This window comes from Pseudomonas sp. MWU13-2105, assembly GCF_023242315.1.
Lineage (GTDB): Bacteria > Pseudomonadota > Gammaproteobacteria > Pseudomonadales > Pseudomonadaceae > Aquipseudomonas.
On the sequence record NZ_JALLIY010000005.1, the window covers coordinates 154,472 to 168,878 of the forward strand.

Below are 14,407 nucleotides of genomic sequence, written 5' to 3' on the forward strand. Positions count from 1 at the left end.
TGGCTTTTCTTTCTACGCGATACTGTCTACAAAAAGCAGGCTGAATCAGTAAGCCTTGCCAGTCTTGTAGAAGTGCTCAAAGCAGAAGTTGGTGGCTTCGATGTAGCCTTCGGCGCCACCGCAGTCGAAACGCTTGCCTTTGAACTTGTAGGCAATCACGCAACCATCCTGGGCCTGCTTCATCAGGGCGTCGGTGATCTGGATCTCGCCACCCTTGCCTGGCTCGGTCTGCTCGATCAGGGCGAAGATGTCCGGGGTCAGGATGTAACGACCGATGATCGCCAGGTTCGACGGTGCATCTTCCGGCTTCGGCTTCTCGACCATGTTGCGTACGCGGTACAGGTCGTCACCGATCAGGTCGCCGGCAATCACGCCGTACTTGTTGGTTTCCTGTGGATCGACTTCCTGGATCGCGACGATGGTGCAGCGATACTGCTTGTACAGCTTGACCATCTGGGTCAGGACGCCGTCGCCTTCGAGGTTGACGCACAGGTCGTCCGCCAGTACCACGGCGAAGGGCTCGTCACCGATCAATGGGCGGCCGGTCAGGATTGCGTGACCCAGGCCTTTCATTTCGGTCTGACGGGTGTAGGAGAACGAGCACTCGTCCAGCAGCTTGCGGATACCGACCAGGTATTTTTCCTTGTCGGTGCCCTTGATCTGGTTTTCCAACTCGTAGCTGATGTCGAAGTGGTCTTCCAGAGCGCGCTTGCCACGACCGGTCACGATCGAGATCTCGGTCAAGCCGGCGTCCAGCGCTTCCTCGACGCCGTACTGGATCAGTGGCTTGTTCACCACCGGCAGCATTTCTTTGGGCATGGCTTTAGTCGCTGGGAGGAAGCGAGTACCGTAACCGGCTGCTGGGAACAAGCATTTCTTGATCATATAAGTCCTTGAAAGGGCGGTGTGTACAAGTTTCGGCGCAGTCTAATCACGCGGCGGCCACCTTACAATGCCCGGCTGATAGCAGACTGACGTCAATCTAGAGAAACCTGGCGGCAGATAGTTCCGGGACTGTGTCAAATATTGCTACATCCGGCGCTCAGCGGGTGGGTCAATCGTCGACCTTTGCGCTTCGGCCATCAACTCTAGCCGCTATTGACGGCTTATGCCTTGATCTGAGCTATCATCAGCACCTTTCATCAGCCCATGAGACAGATCGATGTCGGCAGCAAAGAACGTGAACGGTTACCTGATCAATCAAGCAAAAGACGGCCAGTGGTGGCTGACCGGTGCCGATGGCGAACCGGTCGCCGGCCCGTTCCCGAGCGAAGCGCTGGCCATTGAAGTGGCCTCGGTCTTCGAAGATACCCCCGCCCCCGCCGCCCGGCGTCGTGGCAACAAGGACTGATACCCGGCATGAACAAATATCTGGCATTGATTGCGTTGCTGGCCTTGGGCGGCTGCGCCACGGCATCCAAGGCCTACCTGAACAACGGCGAGCAGGGCCTGGCCATCGATTGTTCGGGCGAGGCCATGTCCTGGGCCAAGTGCTACGAGAAGGCCGATGCCTCCTGTGCCGGCACCGGCTACACCATCGTCGGCACCGATGGCACCCCCTCGCCCAAGGAGAGCGACAAGACCCTGGGCGTCGACGTCGGCAATTTCAAAAGCCGCACGGTGACCGTGGTGTGCAAATAGCCAGGCGCCAGGGGCCTCAGCCTGAAATGCAGTGCTCCGCCGCATCGAGCACCGCTCGCGAGCGCAGCGGGAAATTCGACATGCTCTCGAAAACCTTGATGCTGCTGCCGCTGGAGCGCTCTTCGATAAACAGCACCGCCGACGGATGGGTGGAAAAACGGTCACGTACAATCACCTTGACCCCGTCCTTGTGATAAGGCTCGATCAATGAAGGGCCGCGGTCCTTGGTCAACCGTGTATCGAAGCACTGGGCATAGGCCATGGGCTTCTTGCCGGAGATCACGGCCATCGTCGGTGGTGACTGCTCGATATCCGAGACACTCGCACACCCGCTCATGACCAGAGCAGCCAACGCCCACACACCCCACTTCATAAGCAAATCTCCGATAAAGACGGTAGGACAGCGCCCGGAGGTTTTTTCTCCCGCATCCAAGGATTTAATCCAACTTTTATGGCGACAAGGCTACGCAATCCGTCAGACTGGGAGGCCTGCCGGTCGAATAAATCCGCTAGCGTGCTAAAAACACCCCATGTCACATGCTATCTTTTTGATTTTGTAGAAAAAGCCTTCTGGAGACGCCCTTGAAATTCATCCACCAGCGCGAGCACCTCAACGAAGACGACATCGTCGTGATCGAATGCTCCCAGACGTGCAACATCCGCCTGATGAACGACGCCAACTTCCGCAGCTTCAAGAATGGCGGTCGTCACACCTACCACGGCGGCGCATTTGATACTTTTCCGGCGAAGATCACCATTCCGAGCACCGGTTTCTGGAACATTACCATCGATACCGTGGTGACCAAGCGCGCCATCAGCGTCACCCGCAAACCGAACCTGACCCACTCGATTCGCATCATCCGTCGCTCCAGCTCGAAACTGCGCTGAAACGCCATTGCTGTCCATCTTCTCGTTATCGGAATCGCCGTGAACACCACACCCACCACCAAGTACGTCATCAAATACAAGCTCAACGGTGAGCGTCGCTTCGAATTCGCCCAGCTGGAAAACGGCAGCGACGAACAAGCCCTGGCCGCACTGAAAGCCATTCATGGCGAGAGTGACGATATCATCAGCGACGTGAAAGCGAGCAAGGCGCTGTAAGAGTCCGCGCCCACCACCGCACATGACCCTCGACCTGTTTGCCGACGCCGACCTGCAGCAACCCGAACGCCACGAAGCCATCGGCGCACAATCCTGGGTGCTGCGCGGCTTTGCCCTGCCCTGGGTCGAGCACCTGCTGCCGGCCCTGGCCGAGGTGCTGGCGCAGGCGCCGTTCCGGCAGATGGTCACTCCCGGTGGATTCACCATGTCCGCCAGCCTGAGCAGTTGCGGCACATGGGGCTGGACCAGCGATCGCGACGGCTACCGCTATACCCGCATCGACCCGCAAAGCGGTCGACCCTGGCCGGAAATGCCCGAGGTGCTCCGACAACTGGCGGTGGAGGCGGCCGAGGCGGCGGGGTTTACCCACTTCAGTCCCGATGCCTGCCTGATCAATCGCTACCTGCCAGGGGCGAAGATGTCCCTGCACCAGGACCGCAACGAACGCGACTTCAGCGCGCCCGTGGTCTCGGTCTCCCTGGGGCTGCCGGCGATCTTCCTGTTCGGCGGCCACGAACGCAGCGACAAGACCCGGCGCATCCCGTTGTTTCACGGCGATATCGTGGTCTGGGGCGGCGTCGACCGGCTGCGCTTCCATGGCGTCCTGCCGATCAAGGAATGCCATCACCCACAGTTGGGGGCCGAGCGCATCAACTTCACCTTGCGCACAGCCGGCTAGCCGCGCGCGCCTTGGCGGCGGCCCGATAACCGTCTTCGTCCTTTTCAATCAAGCTGCTGCTGAACAGGTTCGCCTGCAATTTAGATCACTCGTCTAGAAAATACAGGCGATCAAAGGCGCATTGCCACTTCAAGCGACGACCCCGATGTACACCGCCACGCTGTCAGGCCCGGTATAGGCTTCAAAATCCGTGGCAAAGCGTCGCTGCCCGGGATGCTGTTCGAAGTACGCCCAGATCCGCCCCCAGGTTTCGATCACGCTCTGCGGCATCGCGCCGCGACCTTCGAAAACCAGGTAGGGACCCGCTTGAACCTGCAGCGTCTCATAGCCCGGCGCGGGCGTGCTGACCGCCACCGCGGCCGTCACATCGAAATAGCCGCTGGCATCGGACTCGTAACCGGAGTAGACGCCGTACACAAGAGAGTCTGCTTGCCGGGTACTGATACGTTCGGCCAGCCCCTCGGCGAAAAAACCACCCCACAACCCGCCGATTCTGGCCGTCTGCGCGTGCTGTTCATCCTGATTGCGGGTGCGCACCCGCCGACCGGACACCTGGAAAGGCGCCACTTCCACGCGTTTCACATCCATCTGAATCTCGCTCCTGAGTCGGGGTTTTGAAGTGCGACAACTTTAGGTGGATTTTCCGAGGCCGTCACCGGGGAGCATTTTTTTGCGTGTGCAAATAAGACAGCGACTGGCCTTACGGTCCTCATTCCTGATACAAACCAGCCCTGTTCTCGTCGTTATCCTTTTATCTGCCCCGGAGAAAAGTCGTCATGAGCACCTGGCCTGACACCCGTATTCTTGACCTGTTCGGCATCGAACTCCCGATCATTCAGGGGCCGCTGGCCGGGGCGACCACGTCCGCCATGATGATCGGCGTTGCCCGGGCCGGAGGCCTCGCGTCCCTGCCCTGCGCGATGCTGACCCCGGAGCAGATTCGTCAGGAGGTGCAGCTCTTTCGCAGCGCGACCCAGGCGCCATTGAACATCAACTTCTTCTGCCACCAACCGCCGGCCGCGGACCCGGAGCGGGAAAAACGCTGGAAAGAGCGCCTGGCCCCCTACTACCGTGAACTGGGCGTGGATTTCAATGCACCGACCCCGGTTTCCAGCCGCGCGCCTTTCGATGAAACCAGCTGCCAGTTGGTGGAAGAATTGCAGCCGGAGATCGTCAGTTTCCACTTCGGCCTGCCGCCCGAAGCCCTGCTCAACCGGGTGAAAGCCACCGGCGCGACTATCGTCGGTTGCGCCACCACTGTGGACGAGGCGCGCTGGCTGGAAGAGCGTGGCTGCCACGCGATCATCGCCATGGGCAACGAAGCTGGCGGCCATCGCGGTATCTTCCTCAGCAGCGACCTCAACACCCAGGTCGGCACCATCGCCCTGGTGCCACAGATCGCCGATGCGGTGGACGTCCCGGTGATTGCCGCCGGCGGTATAGGCGACGGCCGTGGCATCGCGGCGGCCTTCATGCTCGGGGCCTCGGCGGTACAAATGGGCACGGCCTACCTGTTTACCCCGGAGGCCAAGGTCTCGGCGTCGCATCACCAGGCGCTGCGCAGCGCGAAGGAAAGCGAGACGGCCCTGACCAACCTGTTCACCGGCCGGCCGGCGCGGGGGATCATGAACCGGGCGATGCGCGAACTGGGACCGATCAGCGATATGGCCCCGGCATTTCCCCTGGCCGGCGGCGCGCTGCTGCCACTGCGGGCCAAGGGTGAGGCGGACTTCAGCAACCTGTGGTCGGGCCAGGCGTTGCGACTGGGTGTGGAGTTACCGGCCGAGGCATTGACCCGGCAGCTGGCGGAGCAGGCCCAGGCGATATTGACCAGACGCTGAGCAGGAGCCGGGCCCCTCGCCAGGGCCATCAAATCGCTATATATTTATTTATATAGCGATTTACCCTCTCAGCGCCGCACACTTCCTATAACAAGCGGCGCATTTGCCTGTCCCTTTCCTTTGAACGGAGCCGCTTCATGACCATTCGTGCCTCACGCTTTGCCCCGACTTGCCTGGCCGCCCTCCTCGGCGTGCTCGCTTTCAGCTCGGCCCAGGCCGCCGAAGTCCAGGTCGCCGTCGCGGCCAACTTCACCGCGCCGATCCAGGCCATCGCCGCCGACTTCGAAAAAGACACCGGCCACAAGCTGGTCGCGGCCTATGGGGCCACCGGCCAGTTCTACACCCAGATCAAGAACGGTGCACCGTTCGAAGTCTTCCTCGCCGCCGACGACAGCACCCCCGCCAAGCTGGAAAAAGAGGGCGATATCCTGGCCGGCTCGCGCTTCACCTACGCCACCGGCACCCTGGCCCTGTGGTCGGCCAAGGAGGGTTATGTCGATGCCAAGGGCCAGGTGCTCAAGGACAACCAGTACCAGCATCTGTCCATCGCCGACCCGAAAGCCGCGCCCTACGGCCTGGCCGCCACCCAGGTCCTGGCCAAGCTCGGCCTGACCGACCAGGTCAAGGACAAGCTGGTCACCGGCCAGAACATCACCCAGGCCTACCAGTTCATCTCCACCGGCAATGCCGAGCTGGGCTTTGTCGCCCTGTCGCAGATCTACAAGGACGGCAAGGTCACCAGCGGTTCGGCATGGATCGTCCCGGCCGACATGCATGAGGCGATCAAGCAGGACGCGGTGATCCTGGCCAAGGGCAAGGACAACGCCGCCGCCAAGGCGCTGGTCGAGTACCTCAAGGGGCCGAAAGCCGCCGCCATCATCAAATCCTACGGCTACCAGCTCTAAATGCCGTTCTCGAGTGCCGACTTCGCCGCCATCTGGCTGACCCTGAAACTGGCGTCCCTGGTCACGGTCATCCTGTTGCTGATCGGCACTCCGATTGCCCTCTGGCTGGCCCGCACCCGCTCCTGGCTGCGCGGACCGGTCGGCGCGGTGGTGGCGTTACCGCTGGTGCTGCCGCCGACGGTGATCGGCTTCTACTTGCTGATCGCCTTCGGCCCCCACGGCTATATCGGCCAGTTCACCCAGTCCATCGGGCTGGGCACCCTCACCTTCAGCTTCACCGGGTTGGTGATCGGCTCGGTGATCTACTCGATGCCCTTTGTGGTGCAACCGCTGCAAAACGCTTTCAGCGCCATCGGTACTCGCCCGTTGGAAGTGGCCGCGACCTTGCGCGCCAATCCCTGGGACACTTTCTTCAGCGTGGTCCTGCCCCTGGCACGACCGGGCTTTATCACCGCCGCGATCCTCGGCTTCGCCCATACCGTCGGCGAATTCGGCGTGGTACTGATGATCGGCGGCAATATCCCGGAAAAGACCCGGGTGGTCTCAGTGCAGATCTACGACCACGTCGAGGCCATGGAATACCTCCAGGCCCACTGGCTGGCCGGCGCCATGCTGGTGTTTTCCTTTCTCGTGTTGCTGGCGCTGTACTCGAGCCGCAAGACCAAAATGGGCTGGAGTTGAGCCATGGCTTCTTCGATACAAGTGTGCCTGCGCCTGAGTTATCCGGACTTTGCCCTGGACCTCGACCTGCAACTGCCCGGCCGTGGCGTCACCGCGCTGTACGGACACTCGGGCTCGGGCAAGACCACCTGCCTGCGCTGCATCGCCGGCCTGGAAAAAGCCCCAGAGGCCTTTATCCAGGTCAACGAGCAGATCTGGCAGGACAGCAGCCGCCAACTGTTCGTCCCACCGCATAAGCGCGCCCTGGGTTATGTGTTCCAGGAGGCCAGCCTGTTCGCCCACCTGTCGGTCCGCGCCAACCTGGAATTCGGCCTGCGCCGCATTCCCCGCGCCCAACGCCGGGTCGACATGGCCCACGCCACCCACTTGCTGGGCATCGGCCATCTGCTCGAACGCCATCCACAGCACCTGTCCGGTGGCGAGCGCCAGCGCATCGGCATTGCCCGGGCGCTGCTCACCAGCCCGCAACTGCTGCTGATGGACGAACCGCTGGCGGCGCTCGACAGCCAGCGCAAGAACGAGATCCTGCCGTATCTGGAACGCCTGCATGACGAGCTGGAAATCCCGCTGCTCTATGTCAGTCACTCGCAGGACGAAGTGGCGCGCCTGGCCGACCATATCGTCCTGCTCAGCGCGGGCAAGGCCCAGGCCAGCGGCCCCATCGGTGAAACCCTGGCGCGGCTCGACCTGCCCATGGCCCTGGGCGACGATGCCGGCGTGGTGATCGAGGGCACGGTCAACGCTTACGACCCCCAGTATCAGTTGCTGACCCTGCAATTGCCCGACAGCCTGCTGAACGTAAGGGTGGCCCACACCCCACTGGCCCCGGGCAAACGCCTACGCTTCAAGATCCAGGCCCGCGACGTCAGTCTCAGCCGGCAACCGGGCGAACACAGCAGCATCCTCAACCTGTTGCCGGTGACCATCACCGGGGAAACCCCCGCCGACAACAGCGCCCATGTGCTGGTCCGACTGGAAGCCGCGGGCACGCCGTTGCTGGCGCGGATCACCCGCTACTCCCGCGACCAGCTCAAGCTGGCAACGGGCCAGCAGCTCTGGGCGCAGATCAAATCGGTGGCGGTGCTGGCCTGACGACAACTGACTCCCGCAAGGCTGTCGGCGCGTTCTACACTGCGGCTCAGCTCCCACGCGACGGAAGACCCGATGACGGCCAAACCAGCAGCGACGCTTCTCGATACCCTTGAAGGCCAGCGTCTGGCGGGCGAGGACGCCGCCCAGTGGCGTGAATGGGGGCCGTACCTGAGTGAACGGCAATGGGGCACGGTACGCGAGGACTACAGCGCCGACGGCGATGCCTGGGCCTATTTCCCCCACGATCACGCCCGCAGCCGCGCCTATCGCTGGGGCGAGGATGGCCTCGCGGGGTTCTCCGACAAGTCCCAGCACTGGTGCCTCGGGTTGGCCCTGTGGAACGAGCGCGACCCGATTCTCAAAGAGCGCCTGTTCGGCCTGAACAATGCCGAAGGCAATCACGGCGAGGACGTCAAGGAGCTGTACTTCTACGTCGACGGCGTGCCCAGTCATGCGTATATGCGCATGCTCTACAAATACCCGCAGGCCGCCTTCCCCTACGACGACCTGGTCACGGAAAACGCCCGGCGCGGCCTGGGTGATGCCGAGTACGAGATCCTTGATACCGGGGTGTTCGAGGACAATCGCTATTTCGATATCACGGTCGAGTATGCCAAGCAGGGTCCGACCGACATCATCATGCGGGTCAGCGTGCACAACCGCTTTCACCTGCCCGCGCGCCTGCGCGTGCTGCCGCAGCTCTGGGCGCGCAATGACTGGAGCTGGAGCATTCATGCGCGGCGGCCGAGCCTGACCCTGGAAGGTGGCAAGGTCAGCGCCCAGCACGCCGGTTGCGAGCCCATGCAAGCCAGTGCCTGGGGTGATGACGACTTCGAATGGCTGTTCTGCGAAAATGAAACCAACACCCGGCGGTTGAACGGCTCGCAGGCCTGCGGCCCGTTCAAGGATGGCATCAACGACCATCTGCTCAGCAGCGCCGCGAGCATTCGCCGGGATGCCGGGACGCGGGTCGCCGCGCACTTTTCCCTGACGCTGCAAGGGGACGAAACCCGCGCGGTTTACCTGCGCTTCGCACCCCCGGGGGCGGAAAAGATCAACCCCCGCAAGCTCTTCGCAAAGCGTCGCCAGGAAGCCGATGACTTCTACGCCGCCCTGCAAAACGGCCTGGACAGCGCCGACGCGCGCAATGTCCAGCGCCAGGCCCTGGCCGGCCTGTTGTGGTCCAAGCAGCTCTATTACTTCGATGTGAACCAGTGGCTCGACGGCGACCCGGCGCAACCGCAACCGCCGGCCGAGCGCCTGCATATCCGCAACAGCCACTGGCGGCACCTGTCGAACTTCGACATCGTCTCCATGCCGGACACATGGGAGTATCCCTGGTACGCCTCCTGGGACCTGGGCTTCCAGGCCGTGGCCTTCGCCCTGATCGATCCGGGTTTCGCCAAGCACCAGTTGCTGCTCCTGGTCAAAGACCGCTTCATGCACCCCAACGGCCAGTTGCCCGCCTACGAGTGGCGCTTCGACGACGCCAACCCGCCGGTGCATGCCTGGGCGTCGTGGCGGGTCTACCTGCGGGAAAAAGAGCTGAGCGGCGCCGGTGACCTGGATTTCCTCGAAAAGATTTTCCACAAGCTGCTGCTGAACTTCTCCTGGTGGGTCAACCGCAAGGATGCCGAGGGCCGCAACCTGTTCCAGGGCGGTTTCCTTGGGCTGGACAATATTGCCTTGTTCAACCGCTCCGACGACCTGCCGCCCGGCTACACCCTCGACCAGGCCGACGGCACCGCCTGGGTCGCCGCCTATGCCCTGGACATGATGCGCATCGCCCTGGAACTGGCCAAGCGCAATCCGGTGTATGTGGATATCGCGGTGAAGTTCTTCGAGCACTTCCTCTACATCGCCGGGGCGATCAACCGGGTCGACGACAGTGCCGAAGGCCTCTGGGACCAGCAGGACGAATTCTTCTACGACGTCCTGCAACACCCGGACGGGCGCAGCGAGCCGGTGCGCCTGCGCTCCATCGTCGGCCTGCTGCCGCTGTTCGCCGTGCTGGTGCTGGAACAGCGCGAACACGAAGGCCTGCCCGGCCTGCGCGAGCGCCTGCTGGGTTTCATGCACCACCGGCCGGATCTCGCGGCCCTGGTCTCGCGCTGGAACGAACCCGGTGACGGTAATCGCCTGCTGCTGGCGCTGCTGCGCGGCGAACGCACCAAGAACCTGCTCAAACGCATGCTTGATGAGGCCGAGTTCCTCTCCGATTTTGGTGTCCGCTCGCTGTCCAAGGCGTTTGCCGAGCAGCCGTTGGCCATGCAGCTCGGCGGCAAGACCCTCAGCGCCCGCTATCAAGCGGCGGAGTCCGACTCGCGCCTGTACGGCGGCAACTCCAACTGGCGCGGGCCGCTGTGGATGCCGATCAACTACCTGCTGATCGAATCGCTGCGCGAATTCCACCGTTACTACGACGATCACTTTTCCGTGGAGTACCCCAGCGGTTCCGGCTACCTGTCGTCCCTGGACGAAGTCGCCGACGGCCTGGGCCGGCGCCTGACCTCGCTGTTCCTGCTGGACGAGGAAGGGCAACGGCCAGCCATGGCGGCCTACACACAGTTGCAGGCCGATCCGGCGAGTCACGACCTGGTGCTGTTTCATGAGTATTTCCACGGCGACAGCGGACGCGGCCTGGGCGCCTCCCACCAGACCGGCTGGAGCGCGCTGGTGGCCTTGTTGCTGCAACCGCGAAAATGATCTGCTGCCGGGGGAAAACATAAGCCGGGTTGAACGGTTCCATCAATATGTTAGCCGCCCCCGGTACATATCCACCTCATTGAAACAAAACAACTTCAGGAATCAATACTCGATACTTATTGCCTTCACGTCAGCTTATATTCAGGTTAATACAACAAAACGCCACATTGACGGTTGACTTCAAGGACCTCGTTGAGTAAATTCCCCGTGCCTGCTGCTCAGGCCTTTTTTCAACTCACAAAAGAACCCAATGGACACAGTATCTAGACGCTGTCCGGTTCCCGCGAATGCGGCTCACCGGGCGCTTAACCCAGAAAATGACGGGACTCGACGCACAGGTCGGGTGAGCTGCGCCAGGGCTTGATGCTCTTTCCGTAACTCGCCTCTGCCGGCGCCAGTCCGGTCGCGAGGTGTGTTATGACTTTCAAATCCTCTGTAATGCCCGGCGTTCGCGCCTTTGCTTCGAACATGCGCGTCAAACTGTCCCGCGAACCGGTGAAACCGGTACGTGGCAATGCCCTGTTCGCCGCCCCCAAGGCTCCGCCACGCGCCACCGTCGGCTGGCGTATCTGCCCGGCCACCGGCCAGTTGCAACAACGCTGGAATTTCGATGACAGCCAGGACCCGCAGAGTCCCGGGCTTGCGCAGCTGCTACAGCGCGCCGGCCTGACTCTGAACCTGTATGTCGAGGCCCGCGCCGCTTAATTATCCGGCACTGACACTGACAACTACCGCCCCTGCACTTCCAACTTTTAAGTGCACGGCATAGTTATGCCTTTAATTATTAGAAATCGAGTATTTCATTATGGACGAAGCCAGTAGGCGGTTCGCTGTCCGTTATTCTTTCGTGGACGGGCAGCGAACGTTAAAAGCATATACACCCTCTTCTCCGAATTCATCGCCCGCGCGTGACTCGGCCTGTATTCGTTCGCCTGCCGAATAGGTGAAACGTCTATATGCCCGGTCACGAAGAGGTGACAGAGGCATAACCATGAACGCAGTCAAAGACCCGATCCGGCCCACCGCAAACCGCGCCAAGGAAGACACCAAGCTGTCGATGCGCGCCGCCCGCGAAGCCCAACACTCCCTCGCCACCACCTTCAGCAACGTCAACGCCAGCCGCGACGGCCTGACCGAACTCGACGCCGCCGGCCGCCTGCAACGCGAAGGCTTCAATGAAGTCGCCCACGACAAGCCGCCGCACGCGCTGATCCAGTTCCTCCAGGCACTGAACAACCCGTTCATCTACGTGCTGCTGATCCTCGCCGGCATCAGCTTCTTCACCGACTTCTGGCTGGCCGAACGCGCCGGTGAAGAAGGCGACCTGACCAAGGTCATCATCATCATGACCATGGTGACCCTGAGCAGCACCCTGCGCTTCTGGCAGGAACACCGTTCGGCCAAGTCCGCCGAAGCCCTCAAGGCCATGGTCCGCACCACCGCCACGGTGCTGCGCCGTGAGCAGCCGGGCAACAAACCGGTGCTGCGCGAAGTGCCGATGCGCGACCTCGTGGCCGGCGATATCGTACACCTGTCGGCCGGCGACATGATTCCGGCGGATATCCGCCTGATCGAGTCCCGTGACCTGTTTATCAGCCAGGCCGTGCTCACCGGCGAAGCCTTGCCCGTGGAAAAGTACGACACCCTCGGCGATGTCGCGGCAAAGTCCGCCGCCACCAGCACCGATCAGAGCAACCTGCTGGACCTGCAGAACATCTGCTTCATGGGCACCAACGTAGTCAGCGGCACCGCCAAGGCGGTAGTGGTCGCCACCGGTGCGCGCACCTACTTCGGCTCGCTGGCCAAGGCGATTGTCGGCTCGCGGGTACAGACGGCCTTCGACCGCGGGGTGAACAGTGTCAGCTGGCTGCTGATCCGCTTCATGCTGGTGATGGTGCCGATCGTGTTCCTGCTCAATGGTTTCTCCAAAGGAGACTGGAGCGATGCCCTGCTCTTCGCCCTGGCGGTGGCGGTGGGCCTGACCCCGGAAATGCTGCCGATGATCGTCAGCGCCAACCTCGCCAAGGGCGCCATGGCCATGGCCCGGCGCAAGGTGGTGGTCAAGCGCCTGAACGCGATCCAGAACTTCGGCTCCATGGATGTGCTGTGCACCGACAAGACCGGCACCCTGACCCAGGACAAGATCATCCTCGAGCACCACGTCGACACCGCCGGCCAGCGCGATGACGCAGTACTCGGCCTGGCCTGGCTCAACAGCTATCACCAGAGCGGCTTGAAGAACCTGATGGACCAGGCGGTCCTGCAGTTCTCCCGGGAAAACCCCAAGTTCCAGGAGCCGTTCGCCTACAGCAAGGTCGATGAGCTGCCCTTCGATTTCGTCCGTCGGCGCCTGTCGATCATCGTCAAGGACAGCCGCAACGATCATCTGCTGGTGTGCAAGGGCGCGGTCGAGGAAATGCTCGCCATCTCCAGCCACGTCATGGAAGGCAACAACGTCGTGGCCCTCGACGAGCGGCGCCGCAAGAGCCTGCTGGCCCTGGCCAACGATTACAACCAGGACGGTTTCCGTGTCCTGTTGCTGGCGACCCGCGATATTCTCCAGCCGCAGACCAAGGCGCAATACAAGACCGCCGATGAGCGTGACCTGGTCATCCGGGGCTTCCTGACCTTCCTCGATCCGCCGAAGGAAACCGCCGGGCCGGCGATTGCCGCCCTGCGCGATATCGGCGTCACGGTCAAGGTGCTGACTGGTGACAACGCCGTGGTCACCTGCAAGATCTGCCGTGACGTCGGACTGGAACCGGGCCTGCCGCTGCTGGGCCAGGATATCGAGCACATGGACGAGGCGACCCTCCAACTGCGGGTCGAGGAACGCACGGTCTTCGCCAAGTTGACCCCGCTGCAGAAATCCCGGGTGCTCAAGGCCCTGCAAGCCAACGGTCACACCGTCGGTTTCCTCGGCGACGGCATCAACGATGCGCCGGCCCTGCGCGATGCCGATGTCGGGATCTCGGTGGACAGCGGCACCGACATCGCCAAGGAATCGGCCGATATCATCCTGCTGGAAAAGAGCCTGATGGTGCTGGAAGAAGGCGTGCTCAAGGGCCGCGAAACCTTCGGCAATATCATGAAGTACCTGAACATGACCGCCAGCTCCAACTTCGGCAACGTGTTCTCGGTGCTGGTGGCCAGCGCGTTCATCCCGTTCCTGCCGATGCTGTCGATCCACCTGCTGCTGCAGAACCTGATCTACGACATCTCCCAACTGGCCCTGCCGTGGGACAAGATGGACAAGGAGTTCCTGCGCAAGCCGCGCAAGTGGGATGCGAAGAACATCGGCCGCTTCATGCTGTGGATCGGGCCGACCTCGTCGATCTTCGACATGACCACCTTTGCCCTGATGTGGTACGTGTTTGCCGCCAACAGCGTGGAAGCCCAGGCGCTGTTCCAGTCCGGCTGGTTCATCGAAGGCCTGCTATCGCAGACCCTGGTGGTGCATATGCTGCGGACCCAGAAGATCCCGTTTTTCCAGAGTACCGCATCGTTGCCGATCATCGTCATGACCTGCCTCGCAGTGTCCATCGGTATCTACCTGCCGTTCTCGCAGCTGGGCACGCTGGTCGGCCTGGTGCCGTTGCCGATGGCCTACTTCCCGTGGCTGGTCGGCACCCTGCTGGCCTACTGCGTGGTCGCCCAGGGCATGAAGACCTTCTATATCCGCCGCTTCAAGCAGTGGTTCTGACACAGCGGCAAGGATGACACCCAACCTGTAGGAGCAGAGCTTGCTCGCGAAGGGG

Annotated in this window: 15 protein-coding genes; 12 read left to right on the plus strand and 3 right to left on the minus strand. The window is 62.1% G+C overall.

All coding sequences use genetic code 11. The annotated features are described in order from the left end of the window. Nucleotides 1-45 precede the first annotated feature (45 nt). Entirely contained in the window at nucleotides 46-885 is an 840-nt protein-coding gene (gene galU, locus M5B96_RS08840; protein WP_100943795.1) for a UTP--glucose-1-phosphate uridylyltransferase GalU, read from the minus strand. A gap of 277 nt (nucleotides 886-1,162) precedes the next feature. Between galU and M5B96_RS08845 the strand changes: the two genes are divergently transcribed. Together M5B96_RS08845 and M5B96_RS08850 are read left to right on the plus strand one after the other, a co-directional pair. After that, nucleotides 1,163-1,351 (plus strand): hypothetical protein, encoded by a 189-nt coding sequence (locus M5B96_RS08845; protein ID WP_248796303.1) that lies wholly within the window; start codon nucleotides 1,163-1,165, stop codon nucleotides 1,349-1,351. Nucleotides 1,352-1,359: 8 nt separating this feature from the next. Next, nucleotides 1,360-1,641 (plus strand): hypothetical protein, encoded by a 282-nt coding sequence (locus M5B96_RS08850; protein ID WP_248796304.1) that lies wholly within the window; start codon nucleotides 1,360-1,362, stop codon nucleotides 1,639-1,641. 16 nt (nucleotides 1,642-1,657) lie between these two features. Here the strand turns inward: M5B96_RS08850 and M5B96_RS08855 are convergent, their stop codons facing one another. After that, a complete protein-coding gene (locus M5B96_RS08855) occupies nucleotides 1,658-2,014 on the minus strand; it encodes a hypothetical protein (RefSeq protein ID WP_248796305.1) in 357 nt (118 codons plus the stop codon). A gap of 209 nt (nucleotides 2,015-2,223) precedes the next feature. On the opposite strand from M5B96_RS08855, the gene M5B96_RS08860 reads away from it, so the two are divergent. From M5B96_RS08860 to alkB, 3 genes are read left to right on the plus strand one after another with little or no spacing between them, the layout of a single operon-like run. Next, a complete protein-coding gene (locus tag M5B96_RS08860) occupies nucleotides 2,224-2,529 on the plus strand; it encodes a DUF1883 domain-containing protein (RefSeq protein WP_100943791.1) in 306 nt (101 codons plus the stop codon). 39 nt (nucleotides 2,530-2,568) lie between these two features. Then, nucleotides 2,569-2,745, plus strand: coding sequence for a hypothetical protein (locus M5B96_RS08865; protein ID WP_248796306.1), 177 nt, complete (start codon nucleotides 2,569-2,571; stop codon nucleotides 2,743-2,745). A gap of 22 nt (nucleotides 2,746-2,767) precedes the next feature. Continuing rightward, on the plus strand, nucleotides 2,768-3,424 hold the full coding sequence (alkB, locus tag M5B96_RS08870; RefSeq protein ID WP_248796307.1) for a DNA oxidative demethylase AlkB: 657 nt from the start codon (nucleotides 2,768-2,770) through the stop codon (nucleotides 3,422-3,424). Between the two features lie 129 nt (nucleotides 3,425-3,553). Here the strand turns inward: alkB and M5B96_RS08875 are convergent, their stop codons facing one another. Then, entirely contained in the window at nucleotides 3,554-4,012 is a 459-nt protein-coding gene (locus M5B96_RS08875; RefSeq protein WP_248796308.1) for a GyrI-like domain-containing protein, read from the minus strand. A gap of 188 nt (nucleotides 4,013-4,200) precedes the next feature. Here M5B96_RS08875 and M5B96_RS08880 point away from each other — a divergent pair, with 188 nt between their 5' ends. The 7 genes from M5B96_RS08880 to mgtA all read left to right on the plus strand — a co-directional run bounded on the left by M5B96_RS08880 (nucleotide 4,201) and on the right by mgtA (nucleotide 14,352). Further along, a complete protein-coding gene (locus M5B96_RS08880) occupies nucleotides 4,201-5,265 on the plus strand; it encodes an NAD(P)H-dependent flavin oxidoreductase (RefSeq protein WP_248796309.1) in 1,065 nt (354 codons plus the stop codon). Between the two features lie 137 nt (nucleotides 5,266-5,402). Continuing rightward, the gene (gene modA / locus M5B96_RS08885) at nucleotides 5,403-6,170 is read left to right on the plus strand and encodes a molybdate ABC transporter substrate-binding protein (RefSeq protein ID WP_248796310.1); all 768 of its coding nucleotides are present in this window, start codon (nucleotides 5,403-5,405) and stop codon (nucleotides 6,168-6,170) included. Beyond that, a complete protein-coding gene (modB, locus tag M5B96_RS08890; RefSeq protein ID WP_248796311.1) occupies nucleotides 6,171-6,851 on the plus strand; it encodes a molybdate ABC transporter permease subunit in 681 nt (226 codons plus the stop codon). 3 nt (nucleotides 6,852-6,854) lie between these two features. Beyond that, nucleotides 6,855-7,943, plus strand: coding sequence for a molybdenum ABC transporter ATP-binding protein (gene modC / locus M5B96_RS08895; protein WP_248796312.1), 1,089 nt, complete (start codon nucleotides 6,855-6,857; stop codon nucleotides 7,941-7,943). A 72-nt stretch (nucleotides 7,944-8,015) separates the two neighbouring features. After that, nucleotides 8,016-10,649, plus strand: coding sequence for an MGH1-like glycoside hydrolase domain-containing protein (locus M5B96_RS08900; protein ID WP_248796313.1), 2,634 nt, complete (start codon nucleotides 8,016-8,018; stop codon nucleotides 10,647-10,649). Nucleotides 10,650-11,066: 417 nt separating this feature from the next. After that, a complete protein-coding gene (locus M5B96_RS08905) occupies nucleotides 11,067-11,354 on the plus strand; it encodes a hypothetical protein (protein ID WP_248796314.1) in 288 nt (95 codons plus the stop codon). A gap of 286 nt (nucleotides 11,355-11,640) precedes the next feature. After that, a complete protein-coding gene (gene mgtA / locus M5B96_RS08910; protein ID WP_248796315.1) occupies nucleotides 11,641-14,352 on the plus strand; it encodes a magnesium-translocating P-type ATPase in 2,712 nt (903 codons plus the stop codon). Nucleotides 14,353-14,407 lie beyond the last annotated feature (55 nt).

Bases quoted from the DNA above. Each gene is read 5' to 3' on its own strand.
- M5B96_RS08880 (WP_248796309.1), top strand. From the start codon at position 4,201: ATGAGCACCTGGCCTGACACCCGTATTCTTGACCTGTTCGGCATCGAA.
- mgtA (WP_248796315.1), top strand. From the start codon at position 11,641: ATGAACGCAGTCAAAGACCCGATCCGGCCCACCGCAAACCGCGCCAAG.
- M5B96_RS08845 (WP_248796303.1), top strand. From the start codon at position 1,163: ATGTCGGCAGCAAAGAACGTGAACGGTTACCTGATCAATCAAGCAAAA.
- M5B96_RS08905 (WP_248796314.1), top strand. From the start codon at position 11,067: ATGACTTTCAAATCCTCTGTAATGCCCGGCGTTCGCGCCTTTGCTTCG.
- modA (WP_248796310.1), top strand. From the start codon at position 5,403: ATGACCATTCGTGCCTCACGCTTTGCCCCGACTTGCCTGGCCGCCCTC.
- alkB (WP_248796307.1), top strand. From the start codon at position 2,768: ATGACCCTCGACCTGTTTGCCGACGCCGACCTGCAGCAACCCGAACGC.
- galU (WP_100943795.1), bottom strand. From the start codon at position 885: ATGATCAAGAAATGCTTGTTCCCAGCAGCCGGTTACGGTACTCGCTTC.
- M5B96_RS08875 (WP_248796308.1), bottom strand. From the start codon at position 4,012: ATGGATGTGAAACGCGTGGAAGTGGCGCCTTTCCAGGTGTCCGGTCGG.
- modC (WP_248796312.1), top strand. From the start codon at position 6,855: ATGGCTTCTTCGATACAAGTGTGCCTGCGCCTGAGTTATCCGGACTTT.
- M5B96_RS08855 (WP_248796305.1), bottom strand. From the start codon at position 2,014: ATGAAGTGGGGTGTGTGGGCGTTGGCTGCTCTGGTCATGAGCGGGTGT.
- M5B96_RS08850 (WP_248796304.1), top strand. From the start codon at position 1,360: ATGAACAAATATCTGGCATTGATTGCGTTGCTGGCCTTGGGCGGCTGC.
- M5B96_RS08900 (WP_248796313.1), top strand. From the start codon at position 8,016: ATGACGGCCAAACCAGCAGCGACGCTTCTCGATACCCTTGAAGGCCAG.
- modB (WP_248796311.1), top strand. From the start codon at position 6,171: ATGCCGTTCTCGAGTGCCGACTTCGCCGCCATCTGGCTGACCCTGAAA.